Annotated in this window: 22 protein-coding genes; 16 read left to right on the plus strand and 6 right to left on the minus strand. The window is 61.3% G+C overall.

Going from position 1 to position 24,497, the window contains the following annotated elements:
• Positions 1-18: 18 nt before the first annotated feature.
• Both BLR69_RS12340 and BLR69_RS12345 read right to left on the minus strand, forming a co-directional pair.
• Entirely contained in the window at positions 19-621 is a 603-nt protein-coding gene (locus BLR69_RS12340) for a glutathione S-transferase family protein (protein WP_071492753.1), read from the minus strand.
• 10 nt (positions 622-631) lie between these two features.
• Positions 632-1,798, minus strand: a complete 1,167-nt coding sequence (locus BLR69_RS12345; RefSeq protein WP_071492752.1) for an aminotransferase-like domain-containing protein — start codon at positions 1,796-1,798, stop codon at positions 632-634.
• An 81-nt stretch (positions 1,799-1,879) separates the two neighbouring features.
• On the opposite strand from BLR69_RS12345, the gene BLR69_RS12350 reads away from it, so the two are divergent.
• From BLR69_RS12350 to BLR69_RS12360, 3 genes are all read left to right on the plus strand, one after another.
• A complete protein-coding gene (locus tag BLR69_RS12350; RefSeq protein WP_071492751.1) occupies positions 1,880-2,314 on the plus strand; it encodes a MarR family winged helix-turn-helix transcriptional regulator in 435 nt (144 codons plus the stop codon).
• Between the two features lie 244 nt (positions 2,315-2,558).
• Positions 2,559-3,905: an NCS2 family permease gene (locus BLR69_RS12355; RefSeq protein ID WP_071492750.1), complete on the plus strand. Its 1,347-nt coding sequence runs from the start codon at positions 2,559-2,561 to the stop codon at positions 3,903-3,905.
• Positions 3,906-3,917: 12 nt separating this feature from the next.
• The gene (locus BLR69_RS12360; RefSeq protein WP_071492749.1) at positions 3,918-4,544 is read left to right on the plus strand and encodes a LysE family translocator; all 627 of its coding nucleotides are present in this window, start codon (positions 3,918-3,920) and stop codon (positions 4,542-4,544) included.
• Here the strand turns inward: BLR69_RS12360 and BLR69_RS12365 are convergent.
• Together BLR69_RS12365 and uraH are read right to left on the minus strand one after the other, a co-directional pair.
• A complete protein-coding gene (locus BLR69_RS12365; RefSeq protein ID WP_083365804.1) occupies positions 4,534-9,753 on the minus strand; it encodes a dermonecrotic toxin domain-containing protein in 5,220 nt (1,739 codons plus the stop codon). The genes BLR69_RS12360 and BLR69_RS12365 overlap by 11 nt on opposite strands.
• Positions 9,754-9,918: 165 nt before the next feature.
• The gene (gene uraH, locus BLR69_RS12370; RefSeq protein ID WP_015885122.1) at positions 9,919-10,272 is read right to left on the minus strand and encodes a hydroxyisourate hydrolase; all 354 of its coding nucleotides are present in this window, start codon (positions 10,270-10,272) and stop codon (positions 9,919-9,921) included.
• Positions 10,273-10,668: 396 nt separating this feature from the next.
• Between uraH and puuE the strand changes: the two genes are divergently transcribed.
• The 8 genes from puuE to BLR69_RS12405 all read left to right on the plus strand — a co-directional run bounded on the left by puuE (position 10,669) and on the right by BLR69_RS12405 (position 17,868).
• Complete coding sequence (gene puuE, locus BLR69_RS12375; RefSeq protein WP_071492748.1) at positions 10,669-11,595, plus strand: allantoinase PuuE; 927 nt, start codon at positions 10,669-10,671, stop codon at positions 11,593-11,595.
• Complete coding sequence (gene uraD / locus BLR69_RS12380; protein WP_071492747.1) at positions 11,592-12,107, plus strand: 2-oxo-4-hydroxy-4-carboxy-5-ureidoimidazoline decarboxylase; 516 nt, start codon at positions 11,592-11,594, stop codon at positions 12,105-12,107. The genes puuE and uraD overlap by 4 nt, the downstream gene beginning before the upstream one ends.
• 41 nt (positions 12,108-12,148) lie before the next feature.
• Positions 12,149-13,144: an allantoicase gene (alc, locus tag BLR69_RS12385; RefSeq protein ID WP_071492746.1), complete on the plus strand. Its 996-nt coding sequence runs from the start codon at positions 12,149-12,151 to the stop codon at positions 13,142-13,144.
• 120 nt (positions 13,145-13,264) lie between these two features.
• Positions 13,265-13,768 (plus strand): ureidoglycolate lyase, encoded by a 504-nt coding sequence (locus BLR69_RS12390; protein WP_071492745.1) that lies wholly within the window; start codon positions 13,265-13,267, stop codon positions 13,766-13,768.
• Between the two features lie 51 nt (positions 13,769-13,819).
• Entirely contained in the window at positions 13,820-15,103 is a 1,284-nt protein-coding gene (locus BLR69_RS12395; protein WP_071492744.1) for a urate hydroxylase PuuD, read from the plus strand.
• Positions 15,104-15,298: 195 nt separating this feature from the next.
• Positions 15,299-16,645 carry a nucleobase:cation symporter-2 family protein gene (locus BLR69_RS12400; protein WP_058424646.1) on the plus strand — a complete coding sequence of 449 codons (1,347 nt, stop codon included), beginning with the start codon at positions 15,299-15,301 and terminating at the stop codon, positions 16,643-16,645.
• A gap of 246 nt (positions 16,646-16,891) precedes the next feature.
• On the plus strand, positions 16,892-17,059 hold the full coding sequence (locus tag BLR69_RS30755; RefSeq protein ID WP_156790787.1) for a hypothetical protein: 168 nt from the start codon (positions 16,892-16,894) through the stop codon (positions 17,057-17,059).
• A 23-nt stretch (positions 17,060-17,082) separates the two neighbouring features.
• The gene (locus BLR69_RS12405; RefSeq protein WP_058424647.1) at positions 17,083-17,868 is read left to right on the plus strand and encodes an outer membrane protein OmpK; all 786 of its coding nucleotides are present in this window, start codon (positions 17,083-17,085) and stop codon (positions 17,866-17,868) included.
• 121 nt (positions 17,869-17,989) lie between these two features.
• On the opposite strand, the gene BLR69_RS12410 is transcribed toward BLR69_RS12405, so the two are convergent.
• Positions 17,990-19,114, minus strand: coding sequence for a patatin-like phospholipase family protein (locus tag BLR69_RS12410; protein ID WP_071492743.1), 1,125 nt, complete (start codon positions 19,112-19,114; stop codon positions 17,990-17,992).
• A gap of 33 nt (positions 19,115-19,147) precedes the next feature.
• Positions 19,148-20,080, minus strand: coding sequence for a lipid A biosynthesis lauroyl acyltransferase (locus tag BLR69_RS12415; RefSeq protein ID WP_071492742.1), 933 nt, complete (start codon positions 20,078-20,080; stop codon positions 19,148-19,150).
• A gap of 119 nt (positions 20,081-20,199) precedes the next feature.
• Here BLR69_RS12415 and minC point away from each other — a divergent pair, with 119 nt between their 5' ends.
• From minC to BLR69_RS12440, 5 genes are all read left to right on the plus strand, one after another.
• Positions 20,200-20,937 (plus strand): septum site-determining protein MinC, encoded by a 738-nt coding sequence (gene minC, locus BLR69_RS12420; protein WP_033900844.1) that lies wholly within the window; start codon positions 20,200-20,202, stop codon positions 20,935-20,937.
• 166 nt (positions 20,938-21,103) lie between these two features.
• On the plus strand, positions 21,104-21,916 hold the full coding sequence (minD, locus tag BLR69_RS12425) for a septum site-determining protein MinD (RefSeq protein WP_003209098.1): 813 nt from the start codon (positions 21,104-21,106) through the stop codon (positions 21,914-21,916).
• Positions 21,917-21,919: 3 nt separating this feature from the next.
• The gene (gene minE / locus BLR69_RS12430) at positions 21,920-22,174 is read left to right on the plus strand and encodes a cell division topological specificity factor MinE (protein ID WP_003175252.1); all 255 of its coding nucleotides are present in this window, start codon (positions 21,920-21,922) and stop codon (positions 22,172-22,174) included.
• Positions 22,175-22,373: 199 nt separating this feature from the next.
• On the plus strand, positions 22,374-23,009 hold the full coding sequence (locus BLR69_RS12435) for an RluA family pseudouridine synthase (protein WP_010208822.1): 636 nt from the start codon (positions 22,374-22,376) through the stop codon (positions 23,007-23,009).
• Between the two features lie 171 nt (positions 23,010-23,180).
• Entirely contained in the window at positions 23,181-24,470 is a 1,290-nt protein-coding gene (locus BLR69_RS12440) for a M18 family aminopeptidase (RefSeq protein WP_071492741.1), read from the plus strand.
• Positions 24,471-24,497: the final 27 nt, after the last annotated feature.

Here is a 24,497-nt window from a genome sequence, read left to right on the forward strand (position 1 = left end):
CAAGCCCCTCCCACAGGTTTAACCGAGCATGGCCACATGCTTGGGATGGCTGGCAACCCTCTTCAACCAAGCCTGCACCGCCGGATAAGCGTCCAAGTCAAAACCACCCTCATTCGCCACATGGGTATAGGCATACAACGCCACATCCGCGATGGAGAACTGCTCGCCCACCAGGTACGGCGTCAGTTGCAGTTGGCGTTCCATGACCTTGAGCGCCTTGTAACCGCCTTTGTGCAGCTTCTTGTATTCCTCCAGGCGATCCTCGGGCAGGCCCAGGTAAAACTGGATAAACCGCGCCACCGCAATGTACGGCTCATGGCTGTACTGCTCGAAGAACTGCCACTGCAACACCTGGGTACGCAGGCGCGGTTCGCTGGGCAGGAACTCGCTGCCATCGGCAAGGAAGTTGAGGATCGCGTTGGATTCCCACAGGCAGGTGCCGTCTTCCAGCTCCAGCACGGGGATCTTGCCGTTGGGGTTCTTCGCCAGGAACTCGGCGGTCTGGGTGTCACCCTTGAGGATGTCCACATCGATCCATTGGTAGGGAATGCCCAGTAGGCTGAGCATCAATTTGACCTTGTAGCAGTTGCCCGACTTGTAATCGCCATAAACCTTGTACATGGGGCTCCCCTTATGCCGCTTGCGCGTGCTGTGCTTGACGGATCACCGCGGCCAGGCGCTTGAGACCTTCATCCAAACGGGCCGGGTCGATGTGGCTGAAATTGAGCCGCAACGAACCCAGGTGTCGGTCGGGCTCGGAAAAGAACGGTTCACCGGGCATGAACGCAACGTCCTGGTCGAGCGCTTGAGCCAACAAGGTGCGGGTGTCGAGCGGCTGTTTCAAGGTCAGCCAGAAGAATAAACCGCCCTGGGGCACCTGCCAGTCGGCCAACTCGGCGAAGTGACGCTCCAGCGCCGACTGGAAAGCATCGCGGCGCTCGCGATAAAAGCTGCGCAGTTGCGCCAGGTGCTGCTGGTAGTGCTCCGTGCCGATCCACTGCATGGCCTGCCATTGGCCGACGCGGTTGGTGTGCAAGTCCGCCGATTGCTTGAGCTTGAGCAGGTGCGGGAACAGATCCGGGCTGGCGATCAGGTAGCCCACGCGCAGCCCCGGCAACAGGGTCTTGGACACGGTGCCGGTGTAGATCCAGCTGGCTTTTTTCAAGCGCCCGACGATGGGTTTGGCGCTGCCGCCGTCGAAGGTCAGCTCGCGGTAGGGTTCGTCTTCGATCAGGGTCACGCCGAACTCATCGAGCAAAGCGGCGACGGCTTCGCGCTTGGCCTCGCTGTAGCGCACGGCCGAGGGGTTCTGGAACGTTGGGATCAAGTAGATGAAGGCCGGGCGATGGCGCTCAAGATTGGCACGCAACGCGGCCAGATCCGGGCCGTCGGCTTCCAGTGGCACAGTGAGGCAATCGGCGCCGAACAGTTGGAAGATCTGCAACGCGGCCAGGTAGGTAGGCCCTTCCAACAGAATCTGGGTGCCCTTGTCGATGTACAGCTTGGCCGCCAGGTCCAGGGTTTGTTGGGAACCGCTGACCACCAGCACCTGGCAGGCCTGGCACGGTACACCCAGGGCACGCGCCTCGGCGGCGAGCAGTTCGCGCAGCTGCGGTTCGCCTTCGCTCATGCCGTATTGGCCGATGTTCAGCGGCATGTCGTCCCAGTTCAAGGCAGGCAGCATGGCTTCGGCCGGCAGGCCACCGGCGAACGACATCACTTCCGGACGCTGGGCTGCCGCGAGGATTTCACGGATCAGGGAGCTTTTGAGGCGCGTAACACGTTCAGAGAAGGCCATGGGGTCACCGGTAGCGAAGACTGTGGGAAATACGTCAAACTGGTTGACCGAAATTACGACGACTCGCACGGATACGTCAATATGCTTGACCTTAAAAACCCCACCGCCCAGCAGGCCGCCATGGAAGCGTTCTTCTTCGGCTACCAGGCGTTTACCGCCAAAGCCGACGAAATGCTCGAGCGCCGTGGACTGAGCCGGGTGCACCAGCGCATCGTGTTTTTCATTGCGCGCTACCCGGCGTTGAGCGTCAAGGAACTGCTGGAACTGCTCGGCGTGAGCAAGCAGGCGCTGAACATACCGCTGCGTCAATTGCAGGAGATGCACCTGGTCAACAGCGTTGCGTCCGAGACAGACAAGCGCAAACGCCTGCTGGAGTTGACCGAGGAAGGCCTGCGTTTCGAGCAGTCACTGCGCCGCGAGCAGGTGAAGTTGCTGCAACGCGCCTTCAGTGACGCGGGCGAAGACGCGGTGGTTGGGTGGCTGGCGGTGAATCAGGCGCTCGCCAACCAACCCTGATGCGGTGGTGACTCTCCTGGGGCCGCTACGCGCCCCAACGCGGGGCAAGCCCGCTCACCACACAATCGTGTGGTTGCCTTTCATCTCTTTCGTGCAGCAGATAGAAAACATTATTTGCTTTATTTGTATACAAAAGCATAATTCGCTTCGTGCGAGTTCCTGACCTATTGGTCAACAAACCCGCCAGTACCTCTCAGCGCTTCGGCGCTGGCCATAACAATAAAATGCTTGAGGAGTACTCGCTGTGGATAGCCGCAAATCCGAAGCCTCGACGCTGGACCTTGCCCCCTCACCAAACGGCTGGCTGGAACGCCTGTTCAAACTGCGCTTGCATGGCACCACAGTGAAGACCGAGCTGATCGCCGGCCTCACCACCTTCATCACCATGGCCTACATCATCTTCGTCAACCCCAACATCATGGCCGACGCGGGCATCGATCACGGTGCGGCGTTCGTCGCCACCTGCATCGCCGCCGCACTCGGTTGCCTGTTGATGGGCCTGTACGCCAACTGGCCGGTGGGCCTGGCGCCAGGCATGGGTTTGAATGCGTTTTTCACCTACACCGTGGTCGGCACCATGGGCTACACCTGGCAGACCGCGCTCGGCGCCGTGTTTATCTCCGGCGTGCTGTTCATGTTCCTGACCCTGTCGCGGGTGCGTGAATGGCTGCTCAACAGCATCCCCGTGAGCCTGCGCCACGCCATGGGCGCCGGCGTCGGCCTGTTCCTCGGGGTGATCGGCCTGAAGACCGCCGGCATCATCGTCGAAAGCCCGGCGACCTTGATCAAGCTCGGTTCACTGCACGAGCCGGCGCCATTGCTGGCGGCGGTGTGCTTCCTGCTGATCGCCATCCTCAGCTACCACCGGGTTTTTGGCGCCATCCTGATCAGCATCATCGCCGTGACACTGGCCGGCTGGGGCCTGGGGCTGGTGCACTACAACGGCTTTATCTCCACGCCGCCGAGCCTGGCGCCGACCTGGATGGCGATGGATATAGCGGGTGTATTCAATGTCAGCATGATCAGCGTGGTATTTGCTTTTCTTTTTGTACACATGTTCGACACCGCAGGTACACTGATGGGCGTCGCGCAACGGGCCGGATTGGTCAATGCCGACGGCAAGATCGACAACCTGTCCCGCGCATTGAAGGCCGACAGTGCCTCCAGCGTGTTCGGTGCCATGGTCGGTGTTCCGCCGGTGACCAGCTACGTGGAAAGTGCTGCGGGCGTGGCCGCAGGTGGCCGTACCGGGTTGACGGCCGTCACCGTCGGCGTGCTGTTTGTAGCCGCGATGTTTTTTGCACCGCTGGCCGGGATGATTCCGGCCTATGCCACCGCAGGTGCGCTGATTTACGTGGCAATGCTGATGATGGCAAGCATGGCCCATATCAATTGGGATGAAGCCACCGACAGCATCCCGGCGATTGTCACCGCGATCATGATGCCGCTGACGTTCTCGGTCGCCGATGGGATTGCCCTGGGGTTTATCACCTACGTGGCCCTCAAGGCCGGTACCGGCAAGTACCGCGAGATTTCCGTCAGCTTGTGGGTACTGTGCGCGATTTTCATCGCGAAATTCATATTTCTATAAGAGGTGTTAGGCATGAGTCTGGAAACCTGGTTGTTGTTCAGTGGCGCTGCATTGGTGGTTATCCTGATCCCCGGGCCGCTGTCGTTGTTGATGATCAGCAACAGCCTCAACTATGGCTTGCGCCGCTCCTACCCCGCCTTCCTCGGTGGCGTAAGCGCCTCGATCTGCCTGCTCAGCGCTTCAGCGCTGGGCCTGGGCGCCCTGCTGCTGGCCTCGGAACATCTGTTCAGCGCGCTGAAGATCGTCGGCGCGCTGTACCTGTTTTACCTTGCCTGGCAGAGTTGGCAGCAGTCGCGCCAGCCAAGCCAGGGCGCCGACGTCCCGCAGGCCGCGCCGACGCCACGCTTTCGCGCCCTGTTCGGGCGCGCGTTTGTGCTGGGCGCCAGCAACCCCAAGGACATCCTGTTCTTTGCCGCGTTCCTGCCGCAGTTTCTCAACAGCCAGCAGCCGTTCCTGGCGCAGTTGCTGATCATGATCGCCACCTGGACCGTGCTCGACCTGCTGTGCAAGCTGGCCTACGGCTTGAGTGCCCACGGCGCTGCGCGCTACCTGCGCAGTGGCAAGGGCCAGGGCTGGTTCAACCGGGTCAGCGCCGGGCTGTTCGGTGGCGCAGGCGCGCTGTCGTTGCTCAAGAGCTGACCCCGCCGAACTTGACGAAAAACACCGTCGGGTTGGAACGCGATGTCCACTGGATACCGGCAATGATCTTGACCAGGCGGTTCTGATTCAATGCCCGACTGATCTCGGGCATATGCTCCGAATAAGTGCGCGCCACACTGCGCCGCCTGAACCATTCGTCAGTCAGTTGCACGCTGGTGGCGGACCGCAGGTTGACCGTGCTGTCCTTCACCCAGCGCGTGAGCACGTAGTACCTGGCGTTGGATTTGGGGTGCGTGCAGAAGTAATCCACCGAGTACTGCCCGCCCATGCGCTTTTCAATCGAGCGGATGACAAACCCCTGTTGTTCCAGCATCTGGGCAATCACCGCCTGCACCACCTGGGCTCTGGCACTGGCGTTTTCGCGGGTGCTCACGCGCCAGGAGGGATCGAGGGGCGCTGGCAGGGTGAAGTCCATGCGTGTAAACCCCGGTGAACGGCCTTCATAGCCAATGTAGAAAGCCAGGCGCCGCCGGCTGTAGGTGGGGCGCAACATTTTCAACAGGTCATCGGTGTGGCCCACGGCACCGGGGGCGAGCCAGTCGTCCAGGGTGGCGCGGATGGTCAACAGATGACTGGCCGTCACCTCACGACCGGCGTCAGCCAGTTCGATCAAGCGCTCGCTGGCGAAGCGCCGACTGAGTTCCTTCATGCGCGGAAACACTCGGCCCATGGTGTTTTCCAGCGGTTCCAGGAACAGCACCGGCCGCGCCTTCCAGAGGCCATCGGCGCCTAGCGTCGCAGGAATCGGCTGCTCACTGAAGCCTGCGCCCAACCAGAAGTGAATGTCGGTGGCCGCTTGAGGGGCCAGCGCCCGGTTGCGGGTGAGAAAGATAATGCTCTGGAACGAAGAGTTGGTCCCCTCGGGCAGCAACCGGAACAAACGCCCGTCTTGGCGCAGCACATCGAAGGCCCGCTCCCCCTCCCCGCCCGACACGCGGAAGATCCCGCGCTCGGGCAACAGGTCTGTCAGCACCCAGCGCGAATCGAAGCCCCAGCCCTGCCCCGCGCCTGGCAAATGAGCGGCGCGGCCCACGTGTTCCTGCAGCATCGCATGAGAAGGCGGCGACCACTCCTGGGCGCTGGGGGTTGTGGCCCAGGGCCGCCACATCTCGGTACTGGGCCCCGGCTGCGGCTGGGCTGGCGGAGCATCGGCGCCGAGCAGCCACTCTCCGGGTTCCTCGATGTGCAGAATCAGCTCGTTTTGCACATCGTCCTGCGGATGCTTGAGACGCAGCACCTGATCATCCTGGCGTCGATAGACCGGGTATTGATGGGTATCGTCGAGCACAAATTGCTCGCCACCCTTGACGTAAGTGCCCCGATTGCCCGGCCCCTGCAACTCGATGGCTGCGCTTGGCGGCAGGTCCTTGCGAAAACGCTCCAACGCCTTGGCCGGCAGGATCGTCGACGGTTTGAGCGCAGACAGCCCGCCGCCGACCAACCCATGACGACGGTGCAGCCGGCCCAGGGCACCGCGCATCGACGCGCGCGTGGCGGCCACACCTGTCACCCGCGCACTTTTTGGCCCGGGAATGAACGCGGTCAGCACATCCACAAAGCCCAGCAGTGTGACAAACCCTAGGTCCACGGCATCACCGGGTTGGCGACTGTGATGAAAGCGCCTGGCCGCCAACAGAATTTCGTAAAGGCTGACCCCCAGGCCGATCACCGGTACGAACGACAGCACCCCACGCAACGTGGCCGCGTGTTGCTCGCCCAAGCGCTCTTGCCGGTAGGCCTGCAATGTCCTGGCCGATACGGCTCGCCCCTGTGCACGGTGCTGGATTTCGAACATCCGCGCGTGCGCCAGCAGGGCCAGCGCATGGCTGGCGGTGGTCGTGCTGAAGTCGAGCCAGGCTTTCGGGGCGGTGGCGATCTGTTCGTTGATCTGCGTCTGGATATCTTCCACGACCACCGCCGGAACGCGGTGTTTGACCTTGAACGAGCGAATGAACCGAGCCATGGCCTCGACCGTTTCCAGCACATAAAAACCACGCACCGGGGCAAACACCAACCTGGAGCCACCCGTGGCGACCATCGCCCCCTCGCTGCCGGCGGCGGGGTAACTGGCGATGGCCTGCGTCTCCCACCCCGGTGCCACCCGATGGGCCAGGGCTTTCACATTGGCCGGGGTTGCCCAAGCCTTGTTCAATGCAGCGACAGCCTGCTCCCGGCTCGTGTACTCGGCAATGGCCGGGCCGTCCACTGCGGCAGGCCAGTACACCAGCCACAACCCTGTCGATTCGTCGTGGGTCACCAGCACCCCGGCGATATGCCGGTCGTGTTCCAGGGTATGGCCGCACAGACGCACGAAGTGCAGTCGCAGGCGATGGCCATTGCGGTTCAGATCGGCCACCGCCTGCGCCGCCATCAGGGTGTTGAACACACTCTGGGCCTTGGCACCCAGGCCCTGCTGCGCCGCCGAAAATACATGCATGCGTGCCTGCTGGCGCAGCACCCGGTCAACCAGTCCACCAGGCAACGCTGGGGGCGCGGAAGCGGGCGGATAAAACACTTGCTGGATCAATGTGTCATAGCGCCCACCGATATCCAGGGCTGCCAGGGTCTTGATCAAGTAACGGCTATTCAAGCGCTGCTGCCACTGCGGGGCCAGGTAGCGCGCACGGTTCAAGCGCCATTCGGTCCAGGGCGCCTGGGCATCCAGATTGTGCAGGGCCAACTGCAACAGGCTGAATGTAGTGCGTTGCGGACTGACGACTTTCTTGATATCCCGCTCGCCCACCGCGCACTGGCTGGTCCACCCGCAGAAGTAGGCGCTGACGTCATCGGGCATATCGAGCAAGGGCTGATCGATATCCACCTCCGGGTACAACCCATCCAGCTTCAATTGAGCGATCAGCAGCTTACGTGCGAACGCCTCCAACTCCGGCAATTCACGCCAGAGCTTGGCTTCGAATGCCTGGGCACTGCTCAGGTAATGCAGCTGTAATCGTCGGTAGGCATTGCGCTGATCGGCCTGCGCCTGGCCCAGCCATGCCGGCAGTTTTTTCGCCTGGGCGGCGGCGAACCGCAGCAGCTCCAGGTTGGCCATAGCCTCGGTCACGGCGTCATGCGCCGGCACCTGTAGGTGCTCGCGCATCTCGGCGGCCAACAGCATCCGGACCAGCGCCGGGTCGCGGACTTCACTGAAAAGTCGCGAGCCCTGGTCTAGTCCCTGGTCGAGCCTGGCGTAGTGGTTGATCAGTTCAGTGAGCCCATGGTGCAGCACATGTTCCTCAAGCACTTCGTACGTCACCTTGATGTCAGACGCGGTCTTCAGCGCCTGGCGCCGATCACGCCCCACGCACTGCCAGAGGGGCGAGCCGTCGCGACTGCCCAGGCTGGCTCGCAGGCGCTCGGATAGCGTCTCCAGGTTGTCGAATGCAGCCAGCCCGCCGAAGCGCCCGGCCACACACAGCAGCACCGGCTGCGTCCGCACCGGGGTGGCGTGGGCCTGTTTCGTCGTCACCACGAACGCCCCAAGCATCCCCTCGCCGCCCAACAGCACCCGCAGCACGCAGGTGTCGCTGCCGTTGCGATCGCTGGCCTGGGGCTTGTTCAACACCTCGACCAGGCGCTGCAAGGGCGCCTCGGCCATCAGTTTCAAATGCTGCAACCGTTGCACCTCCTGCAACAACGCCTCGCGCTGGGCGATCAACAACAAGGTGGTACGGTTGCGCCTGTCGTCTGGGTGTTCCAGCCAGAATGCCGGGCTCAGCAGGCGCTCATCTGGCCCGAGTGACAGGGCCTGCACCGCATCAGTCTGTGCTTGCCATTGCCCATTGAGCGTGACCAATGCGTCATAGGCCGTGTTCTCCCGGCTCGGGTCCTGTGGATCGAGCAGCGTCATGAGACGCTTTTCGTAGCGCTCCACCTGCTGTTCGCGGCTGCGCAAGGCCAGTCCGGACGGCAGCTGGCCGAGGATGATTTCTGCCGCACGCCGCGTTGCATCCCAACCCAACAAGGTCCCCAGGGAAGCGCCCAGGTGCTCCGCGATCGCCAGTCGGTCCCGGCCTTTTTCGATAAACCGCAGGAAGCGCGCCGTGTCACGCCCCGGTGAAGCCGGCGCCGCTACCGTCGCGTGATTGATCGACAACGCACACGCCAGTTCATTGTCCCATTGCGCATCAAGCACGGCGATTGCACTGTGCTGCAAGGCATCGCCGGTCAGCGCAGCGCCACGCGCCAACCGCGTCTCGCCGCGACAGGCTTCGTGGCGACGGCGAAGCGGCAGGCACTGCCACAGGACACTGAACAACGCGCCGTTCAGCAGGCTCGTCAGACCGCATTGCACCTGTTCCCATGCACTGAACTCATAGAATGCGCGGGCCATCCCTGGCAGATAGATCACGTGGGGCGCCTGCTGCGCCGCGCCCTCACGGCACAAGTGCAGGGCGCCGGGAATGGCCAGCGCCGTCTGAAACGTACCGGGCCACAGCACTGTGCTGACGCGCACGCCAGCCCAATCGCCGCCAGCGCACTTGCGCGCCTCGCCGGAAGGCGCGTCCGCCACCTGCTGCACCAATACCCAACCCGCATCCGACAGTTCATCCAGCTGGTGCGCCAGGAAGCCCGCGTCGATGAACAAGCGCTTGCGCAACTGAACCCAGCGCGCCTGGCGCGTCAACCACGAGCCGTACGCCAAATACTGCCAATATTCACGCACCTGGTTGTCGAGCCGAGCCATCAACCCCAGCCCCTTGACCCGCTCCAGCGCCTGCAGGGCGGTAAAAGGCAGTGTGCGCGCAGGGTCGTCCTTGAGGCTCAGTGCGGTGTACTGGTTAAGGTTGATCGGCAAGGACGGATCGCTGAACAACGCCAGCGCGCGCTCGGTCAGACTGTCGACTTTCTGCGCGGGACGTGGCGGCGTGGGCTCGGTGAACAGCAGGTTGTCCGGGTCCAGGCCAAAGGCTTCCTGCAACGCGAAACGAATCACCCGCAACAGCCGTGGCGCCCTGCCTATGAGACGCTTGAGCGCCTTTGAAGATTCGATACAGCGCGTGTTCACGAGGTGCCATTGGTTGATCAACCGGCTGGGCTGGGCAGAGGCGTTGAGGCGGCGCGTCAGCAAGCGGCGGACGGCTTGATCACGGGCCTCGCTGGCCTGAATGGGGCTGTCGAGATCATAGGTTTCGACGGGGACAGTGTCCGGTGCTGAGACTGTGGGGTTAAGGGGATCAGAGCTCATGACGGCGTCTTCTTGTACGAAAGACGCCGAGCCTAGGCCTCATCCCTCTGAGGTGTGCGCCACATAATTGAACGGTCGTGTCGACAAGCGCCAGACGAAAAAAAGCCCGCAGTGTGCGCGGGCGAAACCAACGAAGAGCTTTGGGGGTGTGAAGCGAGGTGACGCTCAGCTACCGCGATAGGTGGAGTAGCTGTAGGGCGAAATCAGCAGCGGGACATGGTAGTGATCCTGCTCGGCGCTGATGCCGAAGCGCAGCACTACCACATCCAGGAAGGCCGGTTCCGGCAGTTGCACGCCACGGGCGCGGTAGTAATCACCGGCGCTGAACTGCAATTGGTACACGCCGCTGCGGTAGTCGTCACCTTGCAGCAGCGGTGCGTCGCAGCGGCCATCGCTGTTGGTCTGCGCGGTGGCCACCAGTTCCAGCTGCGCGCCTTCGACGCGGTACAGCTCAACCTTGATTGCGCTGCCGGGGCAGCCATGTGCGGCGTCCAATACGTGTGTGGTCAAGCGTCCCATGGCGTCTACGCGCCTCCTGTGGTCAGAAGAAAAGTGATCCGCACTTTTTCAGGGCATCGAAAAAGCCGGTGATTACTGATTAAGACACTTTCCAAAAAAATTGTACACAATAAATTTAACAAATCCTCGTATCCCTGTAGGAGCGAGCTTGCTCGCGAAAAACGCCAACGATAACGTGGGCTCTCAGGATAAAAAGTGTTGCCCTCAGGTTTTTCGCGAGCAAGCTCGCTGCTACAAGGAACTTTTTGTGCATTAGCTGACCGATTGGGCAAGTTTATTGCAATAGCCTTCCGAGGGTGCCTGCGGAAAAAATGCAGAAATGCGGGCTTACAAAGTCGGCGATAAGTTGTATACAATCACTCATCGCTATTACGACGAACAAGAAGGAAGACTGCAGTGAGCGCTGACTACCCACGCGACCTGATCGGTTACGGCAGTAACCCTCCTCACCCCCACTGGCCGGGCAAGGCGCGCATTGCGCTGTCTTTCGTACTCAATTACGAAGAAGGCGGCGAGCGCAATATCCTGCACGGCGACAAAGAATCCGAAGCGTTCCTCTCGGAAATGGTCTCGGCCCAGCCGCTGCAAGGCGCGCGCAACATGAGCATGGAGTCGCTGTATGAATACGGCAGCCGTGCCGGCGTGTGGCGCATCCTCAAGCTGTTCAAGGAATTCGACATCCCGCTGACCATCTTCGCCGTGGCCATGGCCGCGCAGCGCCATCCGGATGTGATCCGCGCCATGGTCGACGCCGGCCATGAGATCTGCAGCCACGGCTACCGCTGGATCGACTACCAATATATGGACGAGGCCCAGGAGCGCGAGCACATGCTCGAAGCCATCCGCATCCTCACCGAACTCACCGGCGAACGCCCACTGGGCTGGTACACCGGGCGCACCGGCCCCAACACCCGGCGGCTGGTGATGGAGGAAGGCGGCTTCCTCTATGACTGCGACACCTACGACGACGACCTGCCCTACTGGGAACCCAACAACCCCACCGGCAAGCCGCACCTGGTGATCCCCTACACCCTGGACACCAATGACATGCGCTTCACCCAGGTGCAGGGTTTCAACAAGGGCGATGACTTTTTCGAGTACCTCAAGGACGCCTTCGACGTGCTCTACGCCGAAGGGGCCGAGGCGCCGAAGATGCTTTCCATCGGTTTGCATTGCCGCCTGATCGGCCGCCCGGCGCGCCTGGCGTCGTTGAAGCGCTTTATCGAATACGTCAAAGGCCATGAGCAGGTGTGGTTCACCCGTCGCGTCGACATTGCCCGCCACTGGCAGCAAACCCACCCCTACACGGGAGCGGCCAAATGACTGCGTTCCAGAGCCTGAAACCCTCGAGCCTGAGCCGCGATGCGTTTGTCGCTGCCTTCGCCGATATCTATGAACATTCGCCATGGGTGGCCGAAAAGGCCTTCGACCTGGGCCAGGGCGCATCGATCGACCAGATCGAGACCCTGCACCAGCGCATGAGCGACATCCTGTTGAGCGCTGATCATGCCAGCCAGCTTATGCTGGTAGTCGCTCACCCGGACCTGGCCGGCAAAGCCGCCGTCCAGGGCCAACTGACCCAAGCCAGCACCGATGAGCAAGCTGGCGCGGGGATTCACCAATGCACGGCCGAAGAGTTCTCGCGCTTCACCGAGCTGAACGACGCCTACAAGGCCAAGTTCAAGTTTCCCTTCATCATGGCGGTAAAAGGCAGCAACCGGCACCAGATCCTCGCCGCATTCGAAACGCGCATCCACAACTCGGTCGACGCCGAGTTCAAATGTGCACTGGCCGAGATCAACAAGATCGCGTTGTTCCGTTTACTGACCCTCTAAACGACCATCCCCAGCCACTCTATCTAAGGCAGACAAGAAGAATGAAAGCTTACGCCGTACCTTTCGAGAAGTTCGTCAACCTGGCCGACGCCCGCCTGGGCACCAAGATCATCTCCGTCACCGATGACTGGTTTGCCGATGCCAACCGCCTGTTCCAGCCGACCCCGGCCGTGTGGAAGGAGGGCGTTTTCGATGACAACGGCAAGTGGATGGACGGCTGGGAGTCACGCCGCAAGCGCTTCGAAGGCTACGACAGCGCAGTGATCCGCCTGGGCGTGCCGGGCTCGATCAAAGGCGTGGACATCGACACTTCATTCTTCACCGGCAACTTCCCGCCATCGGCCTCCCTGGAAGCCTGCTTCCTGGCCTCGGGCGAGCCGGATGACAACACCCAGTGGGTCGAAGTGCTGTCGGCCGTCGAGTTGCAAGGCAACAGCCACCACTACCACGAGATCAACAACGACCAGGCCTTCAGCCACCTGCGCTTCAACATCTACCCGGATGGCGGTGTGGCGCGTCTGCGCGTGTACGGGGTGCCGTTCCGCGACTGGTCCTCGGTGGGCGACAACGAACAGGTCGACCTGGCTGCGGCCTTGAACGGTGGCCGTGCCCTGGCCTGTTCCGATGAACACTTCGGCCGCATGAGCAACATCCTCAACCCCGGCCGTGGCATCAACATGGGCGACGGCTGGGAAACCGCGCGTCGTCGCACGCCGGGCAATGACTGGGTAATCGTCGCCCTGGGCCACCCGGGCGAGATCGAGAAGATCATCGTCGACACCCTGCACTTCAAGGGCAACTACCCGGACACCTGCTCAATCCAGGGCGCGTTCGTCAAGGGCGGCACCGACAGCCAGATCGAAACCCAATCACTGTTCTGGCGCGAACTGCTGCCGGCGCAGAAGCTGGAAATGCACGCCGAACATACCTTCGCCGAGCAGATCAAGGCGCTGGGGCCGATTACCCACATCCGCCTGAACGTATTCCCGGATGGCGGTGTGAGCCGCCTGCGTGTATTGGGCAAGGTTTCGAAGTAAGCGGTGATGCCATTCGCGAGCAAGCCCGCTCCCACAGGGGAATGCACTCCAAATGTGGGAGCGGGCTTGCTCGCGAAGGCGCCAGAACAAACAACACAAAATTCGGATAAGAAGACAGCCATGCGCACACTAGTGATCGAACCCCTGACCAAAGAAGCCTTCGCCCCTTTCGGAGACGTTATCGAAACCGATGGCAGCGATCACTTCATGATCAACAACGGGTCGACCATGCGCTTTCACAAACTGGCGACGGTGGAAACCGCGACGCCGGAGGACAACGCGATCATCAGCATCTTCCGCGCCGACGCGCAGGACATGCCGCTGACCGTGTGCATGCTGGAACGACACCCGCTGGGCAGCCAGGCTTTCATACCGCTGCTCGGCAACCCCTTTCTGATCGTGGTCGCGCCACTTGGCGATGCACCTGTATCAGGCTTGGTCCGCGCCTTCGTCACCAACGGCAGGCAGGGCATTAATTACCATCGCGGCGTCTGGCACCACCCGGTGCTGACGATCGAAAAGCGGGATGACTTCCTGGTGGTTGATCGCAGTGGCACAGGCAATAACTGCGATGAGCATTTTTTCAAAGAGGATGAGCGGTTGATCCTCGCCCCCCACCAATAAGAGAAGGTCTGATCACCCGACAACAAGGGTGACAGGCGAGAGGTAAAGACTGTGGAAGCACATTTGATGGAATGGCTGAACCTGAGCGTGCGCTGGGTTCACATGATCACGGGCGTCGCGTGGATCGGCGCCTCTTTCTACTTCGTCTGGCTGGAAAACAACCTCAATCGCGTCAACCCCAAGAGCGGCCTGGCCGGTGACTTGTGGGCGATCCACGGTGGCGGTATCTACCACCTGGAAAAATACAAACTGGCCCCGCCGACCATGCCGGACAACCTGCACTGGTTCAAATGGGAAGCCTATTTCACCTGGATGTCGGGCATCGCGCTACTGTGCGTGGTGTTCTACTGGAACCCGACCTTGTACCTGCTGGCCCCGGGCAGCAGCCTCAGTGGCCCGGAAGGCGTATTGCTGGGCATTGGCTCACTGTTCGCCGGCTGGTTCATCTACTCCTTCCTCTGCGACTCGGCGCTGGGCAAGCGCCCTGCCCTGCTCGGCTTCATCCTGTTCGTGCTGTTGATCGCCGCCGCGTACGGCTTCAGCAAAGTGTTCAGTGGCCGTGGTGCGTACCTCCACGTGGGTGCAGTGATCGGCACCATCATGGTGGGCAACGTGTTCCGCATCATCATGCCGGCGCAACGCGCGCTGGTGGCGGCGATCGCGGAGAACCGCACGCCGGACCCGGCACTGCCGGCCAAAGGTTTGCTGCGTTCGCGGCACAACAACTATTTCACCTTGCCGGTGCTGTTCATCATGATCAGCAACCACTTCCCGAGCACCTACGGTAGCCAATACAACTGGCTGATCCTGGCGGGCATCGCGGTGGCGGCGGTGTTGGTGCGTCACTACTTCAACACCCGGCATAACAGCCAGAAGTATGCGTGGACGTTGCCGGTGGGTGCGTTGGCGATGATCAGTCTGGCCTACGTGACCGGCCCCAAGCCGGTGGCCGAAGTGGCCAAGGCCCCAGCGGCCATCGAGTACCAACCATTGCCGGAAACAGCACTGGGCGGTGGCTTGAAACCGGCTGCACCTGCCGCACCCGCCGCTGAACCTGCGCCGGCCCAGGCGACGATTGATTTCGACAAGGTCCACGGGGTAATCCAGGAACGCTGCGCCGTATGCCACTCGGCCAAGCCCACCAGCCCGCTGTTCAGCACCGCACCCGCTGGCGTGATGTTCGACACCCCGGCGCAGATCCAGCAGCAGGCGGCGCGCATCCAGGCGCAGGCCGTGGCGAGCCAGATCATGCCGCTGGGCAACATCACCCAGATGACCCAGCAGGAGCGGGATTTGATTGGCACCTGGATCAATCAAGGAGCCCGCACAAACTGACAGCCTGATGCAGATCCAAATGTGGGAGCGGGCTTGCTCGCGAATGCGATCGTTCAGTCACTGATCAGTTGAATGACACACCGCTTTCGCGAGCAAGCCCGCTCCCACAGGGGATTTGCGCCGATTTACCGATCGCGTTTCAAATGGCAATTGAATGCCGAACAACACAACAATAAAAAAGATCCGAGGTGTTGCATGACCGAGTTAGCCGAACCGCAGATTCCCGCCGCACCCGCCCTGGTGCGGCTGCCCCTCTTGCAACTGATTCTGGTAGGCCTGCAACACGTCTTGCTGATGTACGGCGGCGCCGTCGCCGTGCCTTTGATCATTGGCCAGGCCGCAGGCCTCAGCCGTGAAGAAATCGCCTTTCTGATCAACGCCGACCTGCTGGTGGCCGGCATCGCCACCCTGGTGCAGTCGTTCGGCATCGGCCCGGTGGGCATCCGCATGCCGGTGATGATGGGCGCCAGTTTCGCCGCCGTCGGCAGCATGGTCGCCATGGCCGGCATGCCCGGTATCGGCCTGCAGGGCATCTTCGGTGCGACCATCGCTGCCGGGTTCTTCGGCATGCTGATCGCACCGTTCATGTCCAAGGTCGTACGTTTTTTTCCGCCGTTGGTGACCGGCACGGTGATCACTGCGATTGGCTTGTCGCTGTTTCCCGTGGCAGTGAACTGGGCCGGTGGTGGCAGTGCCGCCGCGACTTTCGGCTCACCGGTCTACCTGGCGATTGCCGCGCTGGTACTGGCCACCATCCTGCTGATCAACCGCTTCATGCGTGGCTTCTGGGTGAACATCTCGGTGCTGATCGGCATGGGCCTGGGCTACGCCTTGTGCGGTGCTATCGGCATGGTCGACCTCAGCGGCCTGGCCCAGGCGCCGTGGGTGCAGGTGGTGACGCCGTTGCACTTCGGCATGCCCAAATTCGAGTTGGCGCCGATCCTGTCGATGTGCCTGGTGGTGGTGATCATCTTTGTCGAGTCCACCGGGATGTTCCTCGCGCTGGGCAAGATCACCGGGCAGGACGTCACGCCGAAGATGCTGCGCCGTGGCCTGCTGTGTGATGCCGGTGCGTCATTCTTCGCCGGGTTCTTCAACACCTTCACCCACTCTTCGTTCGCGCAGAACATCGGCCTGGTGCAGATGACCGGCGTGCGCTGCCGTTCGGTGACGATGATGGCCGGCGCGTTTCTGATCGTGCTCAGCCTGCTGCCCAAGGCGGCGTACCTGGTCGCGTCGATCCCGCCGGCGGTGCTGGGCGGCGCGGCGATTGCCATGTTCGGCATGGTGGCGGCGACCGGGATCAAGATCCTGCAGGAAGCCGATATCGCCGACCGGCGCAACCAATTGCTGGTGGCGGTGAGCATCGGCATGGGCCTGATCCCGGTGGTGCGCCCGGAGTTCTTCGCGCAGCTGCCGCTATGGATGAGCCCGATTACCCACAGTGGCATCGCCATGGCCACGCTCAGCGCGTTGTCGCTGAATATCCTGTTCAACATTCTCGGCGGTTCTGAACGACCTGCCGTTGCTCCTACGCATTGATTCCTTCGTTCGCACAAAAACAATAACGAAACAGGGAACATCAACATGCACACCCTTCACCTGGGGCCGGTCACAAGCCGTGCCCCATTCTCGCCCCGCGCGCGCTGTAACGGCGCACTTGAGCCCAGGCCTGGGAGCCAGTATTCTCCGCGCCCGCTCGAATCGACTCAAAAAAAAACAGCGAATGTAAAAGCTGACTGCAAGGCCAACTTATCCCGGCCTCCTGTCTGCAGCCAAAGTGCGCAAATGTCCTCTGAATTCGACTGCATCTCATGCAGCCGACGGGGATTTTTTGGCTTTTTAAACACCTTGGCGCAGCTCTTGCTAAAAGCACTAAAGCTGACCGAACAGACGATTTTTGCAGCGAACCAAAAGGCGCCACACCAGAGCGCCTGCGTAGAAGAAAAACCATAAAACTTTAACTCGGGAGCAACCGAATGAAACCTATGTTCAAAGGCCTGATGCTGGCGGGATCCCTGCTGGCCGGTGGCCAAGCCGTGGCCGGTGACCTGTTGCAGTGGCAGAACAACAGCCTGACTTACTTGTGGGGCAAGAGCTTTACCGTCAACCCGCAGATCCAGCAAACCGTCACGTTCGAACATGCCGATGCCTGGAAGTACGGTGATAACTTTGTGTTCGTCGACCGCATCTTTTACAACGGCAAGGAAGACGGCAACGTCGGGCCAAGTACCTATTACGGCGAAATCAGCCCGCGCCTGTCATTCGGCAAAATCTTTGATAAAGACCTGTCGTTCGGCCCGATCAAAGATGTATTGCTGGCCTTCACTTACGAGTTCGGCGAAGGCGACAACGAGTCGTACCTGCTCGGGCCTGGCTTTGACTTGAACATCCCCGGTTTCGATTACTTCCAGTTGAACTTCTACCAGCGCCAGACCGAAGGCAATCGCCCGGGTGACGGTGTGTGGCAGATCACCCCGGTGTGGTCTTACACCATCCCCGTGGGCAACTCCGATGTGCTGATCGACGGTTTCATGGACTGGGTGACGGACAACGACAAGAACGCCCGTGGCACCTACCACGCCAACCTGCACTTCAACCCGCAGGTCAAATATGACCTGGGCAAGGCACTGCATTGGGGCGACAAGCAGTTGTACGTGGGCTTTGAATACGACTATTGGAAGAACAAGTACGGGATCGAAGATTCCGGCGCGTTCAAGACCAACCAGGACACAGCGAGCTTCCTGGTCAAGTATCACTTCTAAGCGTTCAGGTTTCCCCCTGTAGGAGCGAGCTTGCTCGCGAAGAACGTCAACGATAACGCGCACATACTGAATGATCGCGTTGCTCTTGGGTTTTTCGCGAGCAAGCTCGCTCCTACAGGGATTATGCCAAGCCCAAGAACCGGGTTATTTCCTCGCGCTTGGCCAACGCATCCCGTCGCCCCAGCTCGATCAATTCGCTGCAATACCCCGCCTCGAACAGCAAGTAACTCAACACCCCCGCCCCGCTCGTCTTGGTCGCCCCCGGCCCGCGCAAAAACAAGCGCAACGCCGCCGGCAATTCCTGGCGATGCCGCGCCGCGATCTCATCGATCGGCTGGCTGGGTGCGATCACCAGCACCTCCACCGCCGCCACACCAGGCGCGACATGGCTGAACTGGTTCAAGCGTTCGAGCAATTCGATATCGCCTTCCAGGCTGTCAATGAACGTGCTGTTGAGCATATGCCCACCGATCTGCGCCAGGGTCGGTTCCTGGCCGGTGTAGCTGCGCTGCACCGCCGGTTCATTGCCCCGTGGGTTGCCGCTGACGCCCACCACCAGCACGCGGCTGGCCCCCAGGTGCAACGCCGGGCTGATCGGTGCTGATTGCCGCACCGCACCGTCGCCGAAGTACTCCTGGTCGAGTTTGACAGGCGCGAACAACAAGGGGATCGCCGAGCTGGCCAGCAGGTGTTCGACCGTCAGTTGAGTCGGCAGGCCGATACGGCGGTGGCGCAACCATGCATCGATGGTGCCGCCGCCCTGATAGAAGGTCACCGCCTGGCCGGACTCGTAGCCGAAGGCCGTGACCGCCACCGCATGCAGATGCTTGTTGCGGATCGCTTCGTCGATGCCGTCCAGATGCAGTTTGTCTTTGAGCAGCGCCTTGAGCGGCGTGCTGTTGAGCAATGCCACCGGTACTTGCGCGCCCAGCCCGAGCAGGCTGTGGATTAGGAAGCGGCTTGCCTGCCGGATCACCCCCGGCCAATCACTGCGCAGCACCAGATGACTGCGAAAGCCCTGCCAGAACGCCGTAAGACGTTGGATCGCAGCGGTGAAGTCCGTGGCACCACTGGCCAGGCTCACCGCATTGATCGCGCCGGCCGAGGTGCCGACGATCACTGGAAAAGGATTGGGTGCCCCCGGTGGCAGCAACTCGGCAATCGCCGCCAATACCCCCACCTGATACGCCGCTCGCGCCCCGCCGCCGGAAAGAATCAAGCCTGTAACCGGTTCAGCTGGGCGCATTGCTTCACTCCATGTGGGGAAAAGTCGTTCTTATCAGCGGCGTTTTTCGTACAGCTTGGGCTCACCCGGCGGCCGGCTCTTGAAGCGGCGGTGCGTCCACAGGTATTGCTCGGGGCATTCACGCACGGAGGCTTCAACCCATTGGTTGATGCGCAGGCAGTCGACTTCATCGCTTTCGCCGGGAAAATCGGTGAGCGGCGGATGGATCACCAGGCGGTAACCGCTGCCATCGGCCAGGCGCTTTTGGGTGAACGGCACCACCAGCGCCTTGCCCAGCTTGGCGAACTTGCTGGTAGCCGGCACTGTGGCGGCCTGGATGCCGAACAATGGCACGAAGATACTTTGCTTGGCGCCATAGTCCTGGTCCGGTGCGTACCAGATGGCACGCCCGGCGCGCAGCAGCTTGAGCATACCGCGCACGTCTTCGCGCTCCACAGCCAGGGAATCGAGGTTGTGACGTTCGCGGCCACGGCGCTGAATAAAGTCGAACAGCGGGTTGCCGTGCTCGCGGTACATGCCATCGATGGTGTGCTTCTGCCCCAGCAGCGCGGCGCCGATTTCCAGGGTGGTGAAATGCAGGGCCATGAGGATCACACCCTTGCCATCCAACTGGGCCTGCTTGAGGTGTTCCAGGCCTTCAACGTGGGCCAGGCGCGCCAGGCGCTGGCGCGACCACCACCAGCTCATGGCCATTTCAAAGAACGCGATGCCGGTGGAGGCAAAGTTTTCCTTGAGCAACTGCTTACGTTCTTTGGCGGATTTTTCCGGGAAGCACAGTTCCAGGTTGCGCGCGGCGATGCGGCGTCGTTCGCCGGCCACGCGGTACATGCCGGCACCCAGCAGGCGACCGATGCTCAGCAGCGCGCGATACGGCAGTTGGGTGACCAGCCACAGCAGACCGAGCCCCAGCCATAACAGCCAGAAACGCGGGTGAAAAAATACAGCTCGAAAACGCGGGCGATCCATTACAGATTCCGGTAAAGACAAGGGCCGCGCATTCTACAACGGTTCGACCCGGCTTGCGGCGGGTGAGTGTTCTCGTTATAAGTCTCGACACTTTTCGTGACAAGCCGCTTTTGCCGACCATGAGCCAAACCGAACCGCTAGACCAAGATCCCGTGTTCCAGCTGAAAGGCAGCATGCTCGCCATCACCGTGCTGGAACTCGCCCGTAACGACCTCGACGCCCTGGACCGCCAGTTGGCGGCCAAGGTCGCCCTGGCGCCGAACTTCTTCAACAACGCCCCGCTGGTGCTGGCCCTGGACAAGTTGCCCGCCGGCCAGGGCAGTATCGATTTGCCCGGCCTGATGCGCGTGTGCCGTTCCCATGGCCTGCGTACCCTGGCGATTCGCGCCAGCCGCATCGAAGACATTGCGGCGGCCATCGCCATTGAACTGCCAGTACTGCCACCGTCCGGCGCACGCGAGCGTCCGCTCGAACCATTGGTCGGCGAAGAGAAGAAAAAACCGGAAAAACCACCCGAGCCTGCGATAAAGCCTACAAAGATCATCACCTCGCCCGTACGCGGCGGGCAGCAGATTTACGCCCAGGGCGGCGACCTTGTGGTGATCTCCTCGGTCAGCCCGGGGGCGGAACTTCTCGCCGATGGCAACATCCATGTATACGGCCCGATGCGCGGACGTGCCCTCGCCGGCATCAAGGGTGATACAAAGGCCCGTATTTTTTGCCAGCAGTTGACCGCTGAGCTAGTGTCCATCGCAGGCCAGTACAAGGTTTCGGAAGATTTGCGCCGTGATCCGCTGTGGGGGGCTTCGGTGCAGGTCAACCTGTCGGGCGATGTGTTGAACATCATCCGTCTTTAACGGATACTGCCGCATTTTCCAAGCATCTCTAGACTCTGATAGCACAGCGAAACCGGCATTACTTATGTAGGAATTTTTTATTCCTACAAGGCTGTCCGCCTGCAGCGAGTTCCAAGAGATGTTTTTCAGGGACTGAAAAGTCCTTTTTCCTTAGGGGTGAAACACCTTGGCCAAGATTCTCGTGGTTACATCCGGCAAGGGTGGTGTGGGTAAGACCACCACCAGCGCCGCTATCGGTACCGGCCTCGCTCTGCGCGGCCACAAGACAGTTATCGTCGACTTCGACGTCGGCTTGCGTAACCTCGACCTGATCATGGGCTGCGAACGCCGCGTGGTGTATGACTTCGTCAACGTGGTCAACGGTGAAGCCAACCTGCAACAGGCCCTGATCAAGGACAAGCGCCTTGAGAACCTGTACGTGCTGGCCGCCAGCCAGACCCGCGACAAAGACGCGCTGACCAAAGAAGGCGTAGGCAAAGTCCTGGCCGAGCTGAAGGAAACCTTCGAATACGTGGTCTGCGACTCGCCGGCCGGTATCGAGACCGGTGCTCACCTGGCGATGTACTTTGCCGATGAAGCCATCGTGGTGACCAACCCGGAAGTCTCCTCCGTACGTGACTCGGACCGCATGCTCGGCCTGCTGGCCAGCAAGTCCCAGCGCGCCGAGAAAGGCGAAGACCCGATCAAGGAGCACCTGCTGCTCACCCGCTACAACCCTGAGCGCGTCAGCAACGGCGAAATGCTCGGCGTTGAAGACGTGAAGGAAATCCTCGCAGTGACCCTGCTGGGCGTGATTCCAGAATCCCAGGCGGTCCTGAAGGCTTCCAACCAGGGCGTTCCGGTGATTCTCGATGACCAGAGCGACGCCGGCCAGGCGTACAGCGATGCCGTTGATCGCTTGTTGGGCAAGACCGTGGAACACCGCTTCCTCGATGTCAAGAAGAAGGGATTCTTCGAGCGTATCTTTGGAGGCAACTAAACAATGAAATTTCTCGACTTCTTTCGCGCCAACAAAAAGCCAAGTACCGCGTCGGTAGCGAAAGAGCGTCTACAGATCATCGTGGCGCACGAACGCGGCCAACGCAGCACGCCGGACTACCTGCCAGCCTTGCAGAAGGAACTGGTCGAGGTGATCCGCAAGTACGTCAATATCGGCAACGATGACGTGCATGTCGCCCTGGAAAATGACGGCAGCTGCTCGATTCTGGAACTCAATATCACCCTGCCTGATCGTTGATCGAACAGGCGGCCGCCACGGCGGCTCTGCTACCTGGCCCTCAACCTGTAGGAGCGAGCTTGCTCGCGAAAAACTCAAGGACGTCGCGTTCATTCTGGATAAACGCGTTGTCCTCAGGTTCTTCGCGAGCACGCTCGCTCCTACAGATTGAAGGGGCAGTCAGTGGAGCCGCCGTTGGCGTTTGTTACGAGGCTGTTTAATGCCGCTGTCCAATATCCACATCCTGTATCAGGACGACGCCGTCCTGGTGGTGAACAAGCCCACCCTGCTGCTCTCGGTGCCTGGCCGCGCCGACGACAACAAGGACTGCCTGATCACTCGCCTGCAGGAAAACGGCTACCCCGAAGCCCGTATCGTCCACCGCCTGGACTGGGAAACCTCGGGCATCATCTTGCTGGCCCGGGATGCTGACACGCACCGCGAGCTGTCTCGCCAGTTTCACGACCGTGAAACCGAAAAAGCCTACACCGCCCTGGCCTGGGGCCAACCGGAACTGGACAGTGGCAGCATCGATTTGCCGCTGCGCTACGACCCACCGACCAAACCCCGGCATGTGGTCGACCACGAGTTCGGCAAGCACGCGCTGACCTTCTGGAAGGTGCTGGAGCGTTGCGGGGACTGGTGCCGCGTCGAGCTGACACCGATTACCGGGCGTTCGCACCAGCTGCGTGTGCACATGCTTTCCATCGGCCACCCCTTGCTGGGTGATGGCCTGTATGCCCATGAGCAAGCCCTGGCTGCCTGGCCGCGCCTGTGCCTGCATGCAAGCATGTTGAGCTTCACCCACCCCCAAAGCGGCGAGCGCCTGCGCTTCGAGTGCCCTGCCCCTTTCTAAGGCAAAGACGCTTACCTGTAGGAGCGAGCTTGCTCGCGAAAAACCAGAGAACGCCACGTTCATTCAGAATGCCCGCGTTATCGTTGACGTTTTTCGCGAGCAAGCTCGCTCCTACAATGAATCGGCGGAGCCAATACGGTAAACTCCGCGCATTGCTGTCTGGAGCTATTTATGCGCGAAGCGTTGAATCAAGGCCTGATCGACTTCCTCAAGGCCTCCCCTACTCCTTTTCATGCCACTGCCGCCCTGGCCCAGCGCCTGGAAGCGGCCGGCTACCAGCGTCTCGATGAGCGCGAAACCTGGGCCACCGAGGCCAACGGGCGCTATTACGTGACCCGTAACGACTCTTCGATCATCGCCTTCAAGCTCGGCCGCCATTCGCCGCTGCAGGGTGGTATCCGCCTGGTCGGCGCCCACACCGACAGCCCGTGCCTGCGGGTCAAGCCGCAGCCTGAGCTACAACGCCAGGGCTTCTGGCAGTTGGGCGTGGAAGTCTACGGCGGCGCACTGCTGGCGCCGTGGTTCGACCGCGACCTGTCCGTGGCCGGCCGCGTGACCTTCCGCCGCGACGGCAAGGTCGAAAGCCAGTTGATCGACTTCAAGCTGCCCATCGCGATCATTCCCAACCTGGCCATTCACCTCAACCGTGAAGCCAACCAGGGTTGGGCGATCAATGCCCAGACCGAGCTGCCGCCGATCCTCGCGCAATTTGCCGGTGACGAGCGCGTCGACTTCCGCGCCGTGCTCACCGAGCAACTGGCGCGCGAGCATGGGCTGAACGCCGACGTGGTGCTCGACTACGAGTTGAGTTTCTACGACACGCAAAGCGCTGCGGTCATTGGCCTGAATGGCGACTTCATCGCCGGCGCACGCCTGGACAACCTGCTGTCGTGCTACGCCGGCCTGCAAGCCTTGCTCACCAGCGACAGCGAAGAAACCTGCGTGCTGGTGTGCAACGACCACGAAGAAGTCGGATCCTGCTCGGCATGCGGCGCCGATGGCCCGATGCTGGAGCAGACCCTGCGTCGCCTGCTGCCAGAAGGTGATGAATTCGTACGTACCATTCAGAAATCTCTATTGGTGTCGGCAGACAATGCCCACGGCGTTCACCCTAACTACGCCGAGAAACACGACGCCAACCACGGCCCCAAGCTCAACGCCGGCCCGGTGATTAAGGTCAACAGCAACCAGCGCTACGCCACCAACAGCGAAACCGCCGGGTTCTTCCGCCACCTGTGCATGGCCCAGGAAGTGCCAGTGCAGAGCTTCGTGGTACGCAGCGACATGGGCTGCGGCTCGACCATCGGCCCGATCACCGCCAGCCATCTTGGCGTGCGTACCGTGGACATCGGCCTGCCGACGTTCGCCATGCACTCGATCCGCGAACTGTGCGGCAGCCATGACCTGGCGCATCTGGTGAAGGTGTTGGGGGCGTTCTACGCGAGCCACGATCTGCCCTGATCTGAATGTGGGAGGGGGCTTGCCCCC

Origin of the sequence: Pseudomonas azotoformans, from assembly GCF_900103345.1 — a bacterium.
Taxonomy (GTDB): Bacteria; Pseudomonadota; Gammaproteobacteria; order Pseudomonadales; family Pseudomonadaceae; genus Aquipseudomonas; species Aquipseudomonas azotoformans.

Excerpts from the sequence above, each read along its gene's own strand:
- BLR69_RS12415 (WP_071492742.1), bottom strand. The coding sequence starts at position 20,080 with ATGGATCGCCCGCGTTTTCGAGCTGTATTTTTTCACCCGCGTTTCTGG.
- BLR69_RS12435 (WP_010208822.1), top strand. The coding sequence starts at position 22,374 with ATGCCGCTGTCCAATATCCACATCCTGTATCAGGACGACGCCGTCCTG.
- BLR69_RS12365 (WP_083365804.1), bottom strand. The coding sequence starts at position 9,753 with ATGAGCTCTGATCCCCTTAACCCCACAGTCTCAGCACCGGACACTGTC.
- alc (WP_071492746.1), top strand. The coding sequence starts at position 12,149 with ATGAAAGCTTACGCCGTACCTTTCGAGAAGTTCGTCAACCTGGCCGAC.
- BLR69_RS30755 (WP_156790787.1), top strand. The coding sequence starts at position 16,892 with ATGTCCTCTGAATTCGACTGCATCTCATGCAGCCGACGGGGATTTTTT.
- uraH (WP_015885122.1), bottom strand. The coding sequence starts at position 10,272 with ATGGGACGCTTGACCACACACGTATTGGACGCCGCACATGGCTGCCCC.
- BLR69_RS12405 (WP_058424647.1), top strand. The coding sequence starts at position 17,083 with ATGAAACCTATGTTCAAAGGCCTGATGCTGGCGGGATCCCTGCTGGCC.
- BLR69_RS12345 (WP_071492752.1), bottom strand. The coding sequence starts at position 1,798 with ATGGCCTTCTCTGAACGTGTTACGCGCCTCAAAAGCTCCCTGATCCGT.
- minC (WP_033900844.1), top strand. The coding sequence starts at position 20,200 with ATGAGCCAAACCGAACCGCTAGACCAAGATCCCGTGTTCCAGCTGAAA.
- BLR69_RS12390 (WP_071492745.1), top strand. The coding sequence starts at position 13,265 with ATGCGCACACTAGTGATCGAACCCCTGACCAAAGAAGCCTTCGCCCCT.
- BLR69_RS12400 (WP_058424646.1), top strand. The coding sequence starts at position 15,299 with ATGACCGAGTTAGCCGAACCGCAGATTCCCGCCGCACCCGCCCTGGTG.
- uraD (WP_071492747.1), top strand. The coding sequence starts at position 11,592 with ATGACTGCGTTCCAGAGCCTGAAACCCTCGAGCCTGAGCCGCGATGCG.
- BLR69_RS12440 (WP_071492741.1), top strand. The coding sequence starts at position 23,181 with ATGCGCGAAGCGTTGAATCAAGGCCTGATCGACTTCCTCAAGGCCTCC.
- BLR69_RS12360 (WP_071492749.1), top strand. The coding sequence starts at position 3,918 with ATGAGTCTGGAAACCTGGTTGTTGTTCAGTGGCGCTGCATTGGTGGTT.
- BLR69_RS12340 (WP_071492753.1), bottom strand. The coding sequence starts at position 621 with ATGTACAAGGTTTATGGCGATTACAAGTCGGGCAACTGCTACAAGGTC.
- BLR69_RS12350 (WP_071492751.1), top strand. The coding sequence starts at position 1,880 with ATGCTTGACCTTAAAAACCCCACCGCCCAGCAGGCCGCCATGGAAGCG.
- BLR69_RS12410 (WP_071492743.1), bottom strand. The coding sequence starts at position 19,114 with ATGCGCCCAGCTGAACCGGTTACAGGCTTGATTCTTTCCGGCGGCGGG.
- minE (WP_003175252.1), top strand. The coding sequence starts at position 21,920 with ATGAAATTTCTCGACTTCTTTCGCGCCAACAAAAAGCCAAGTACCGCG.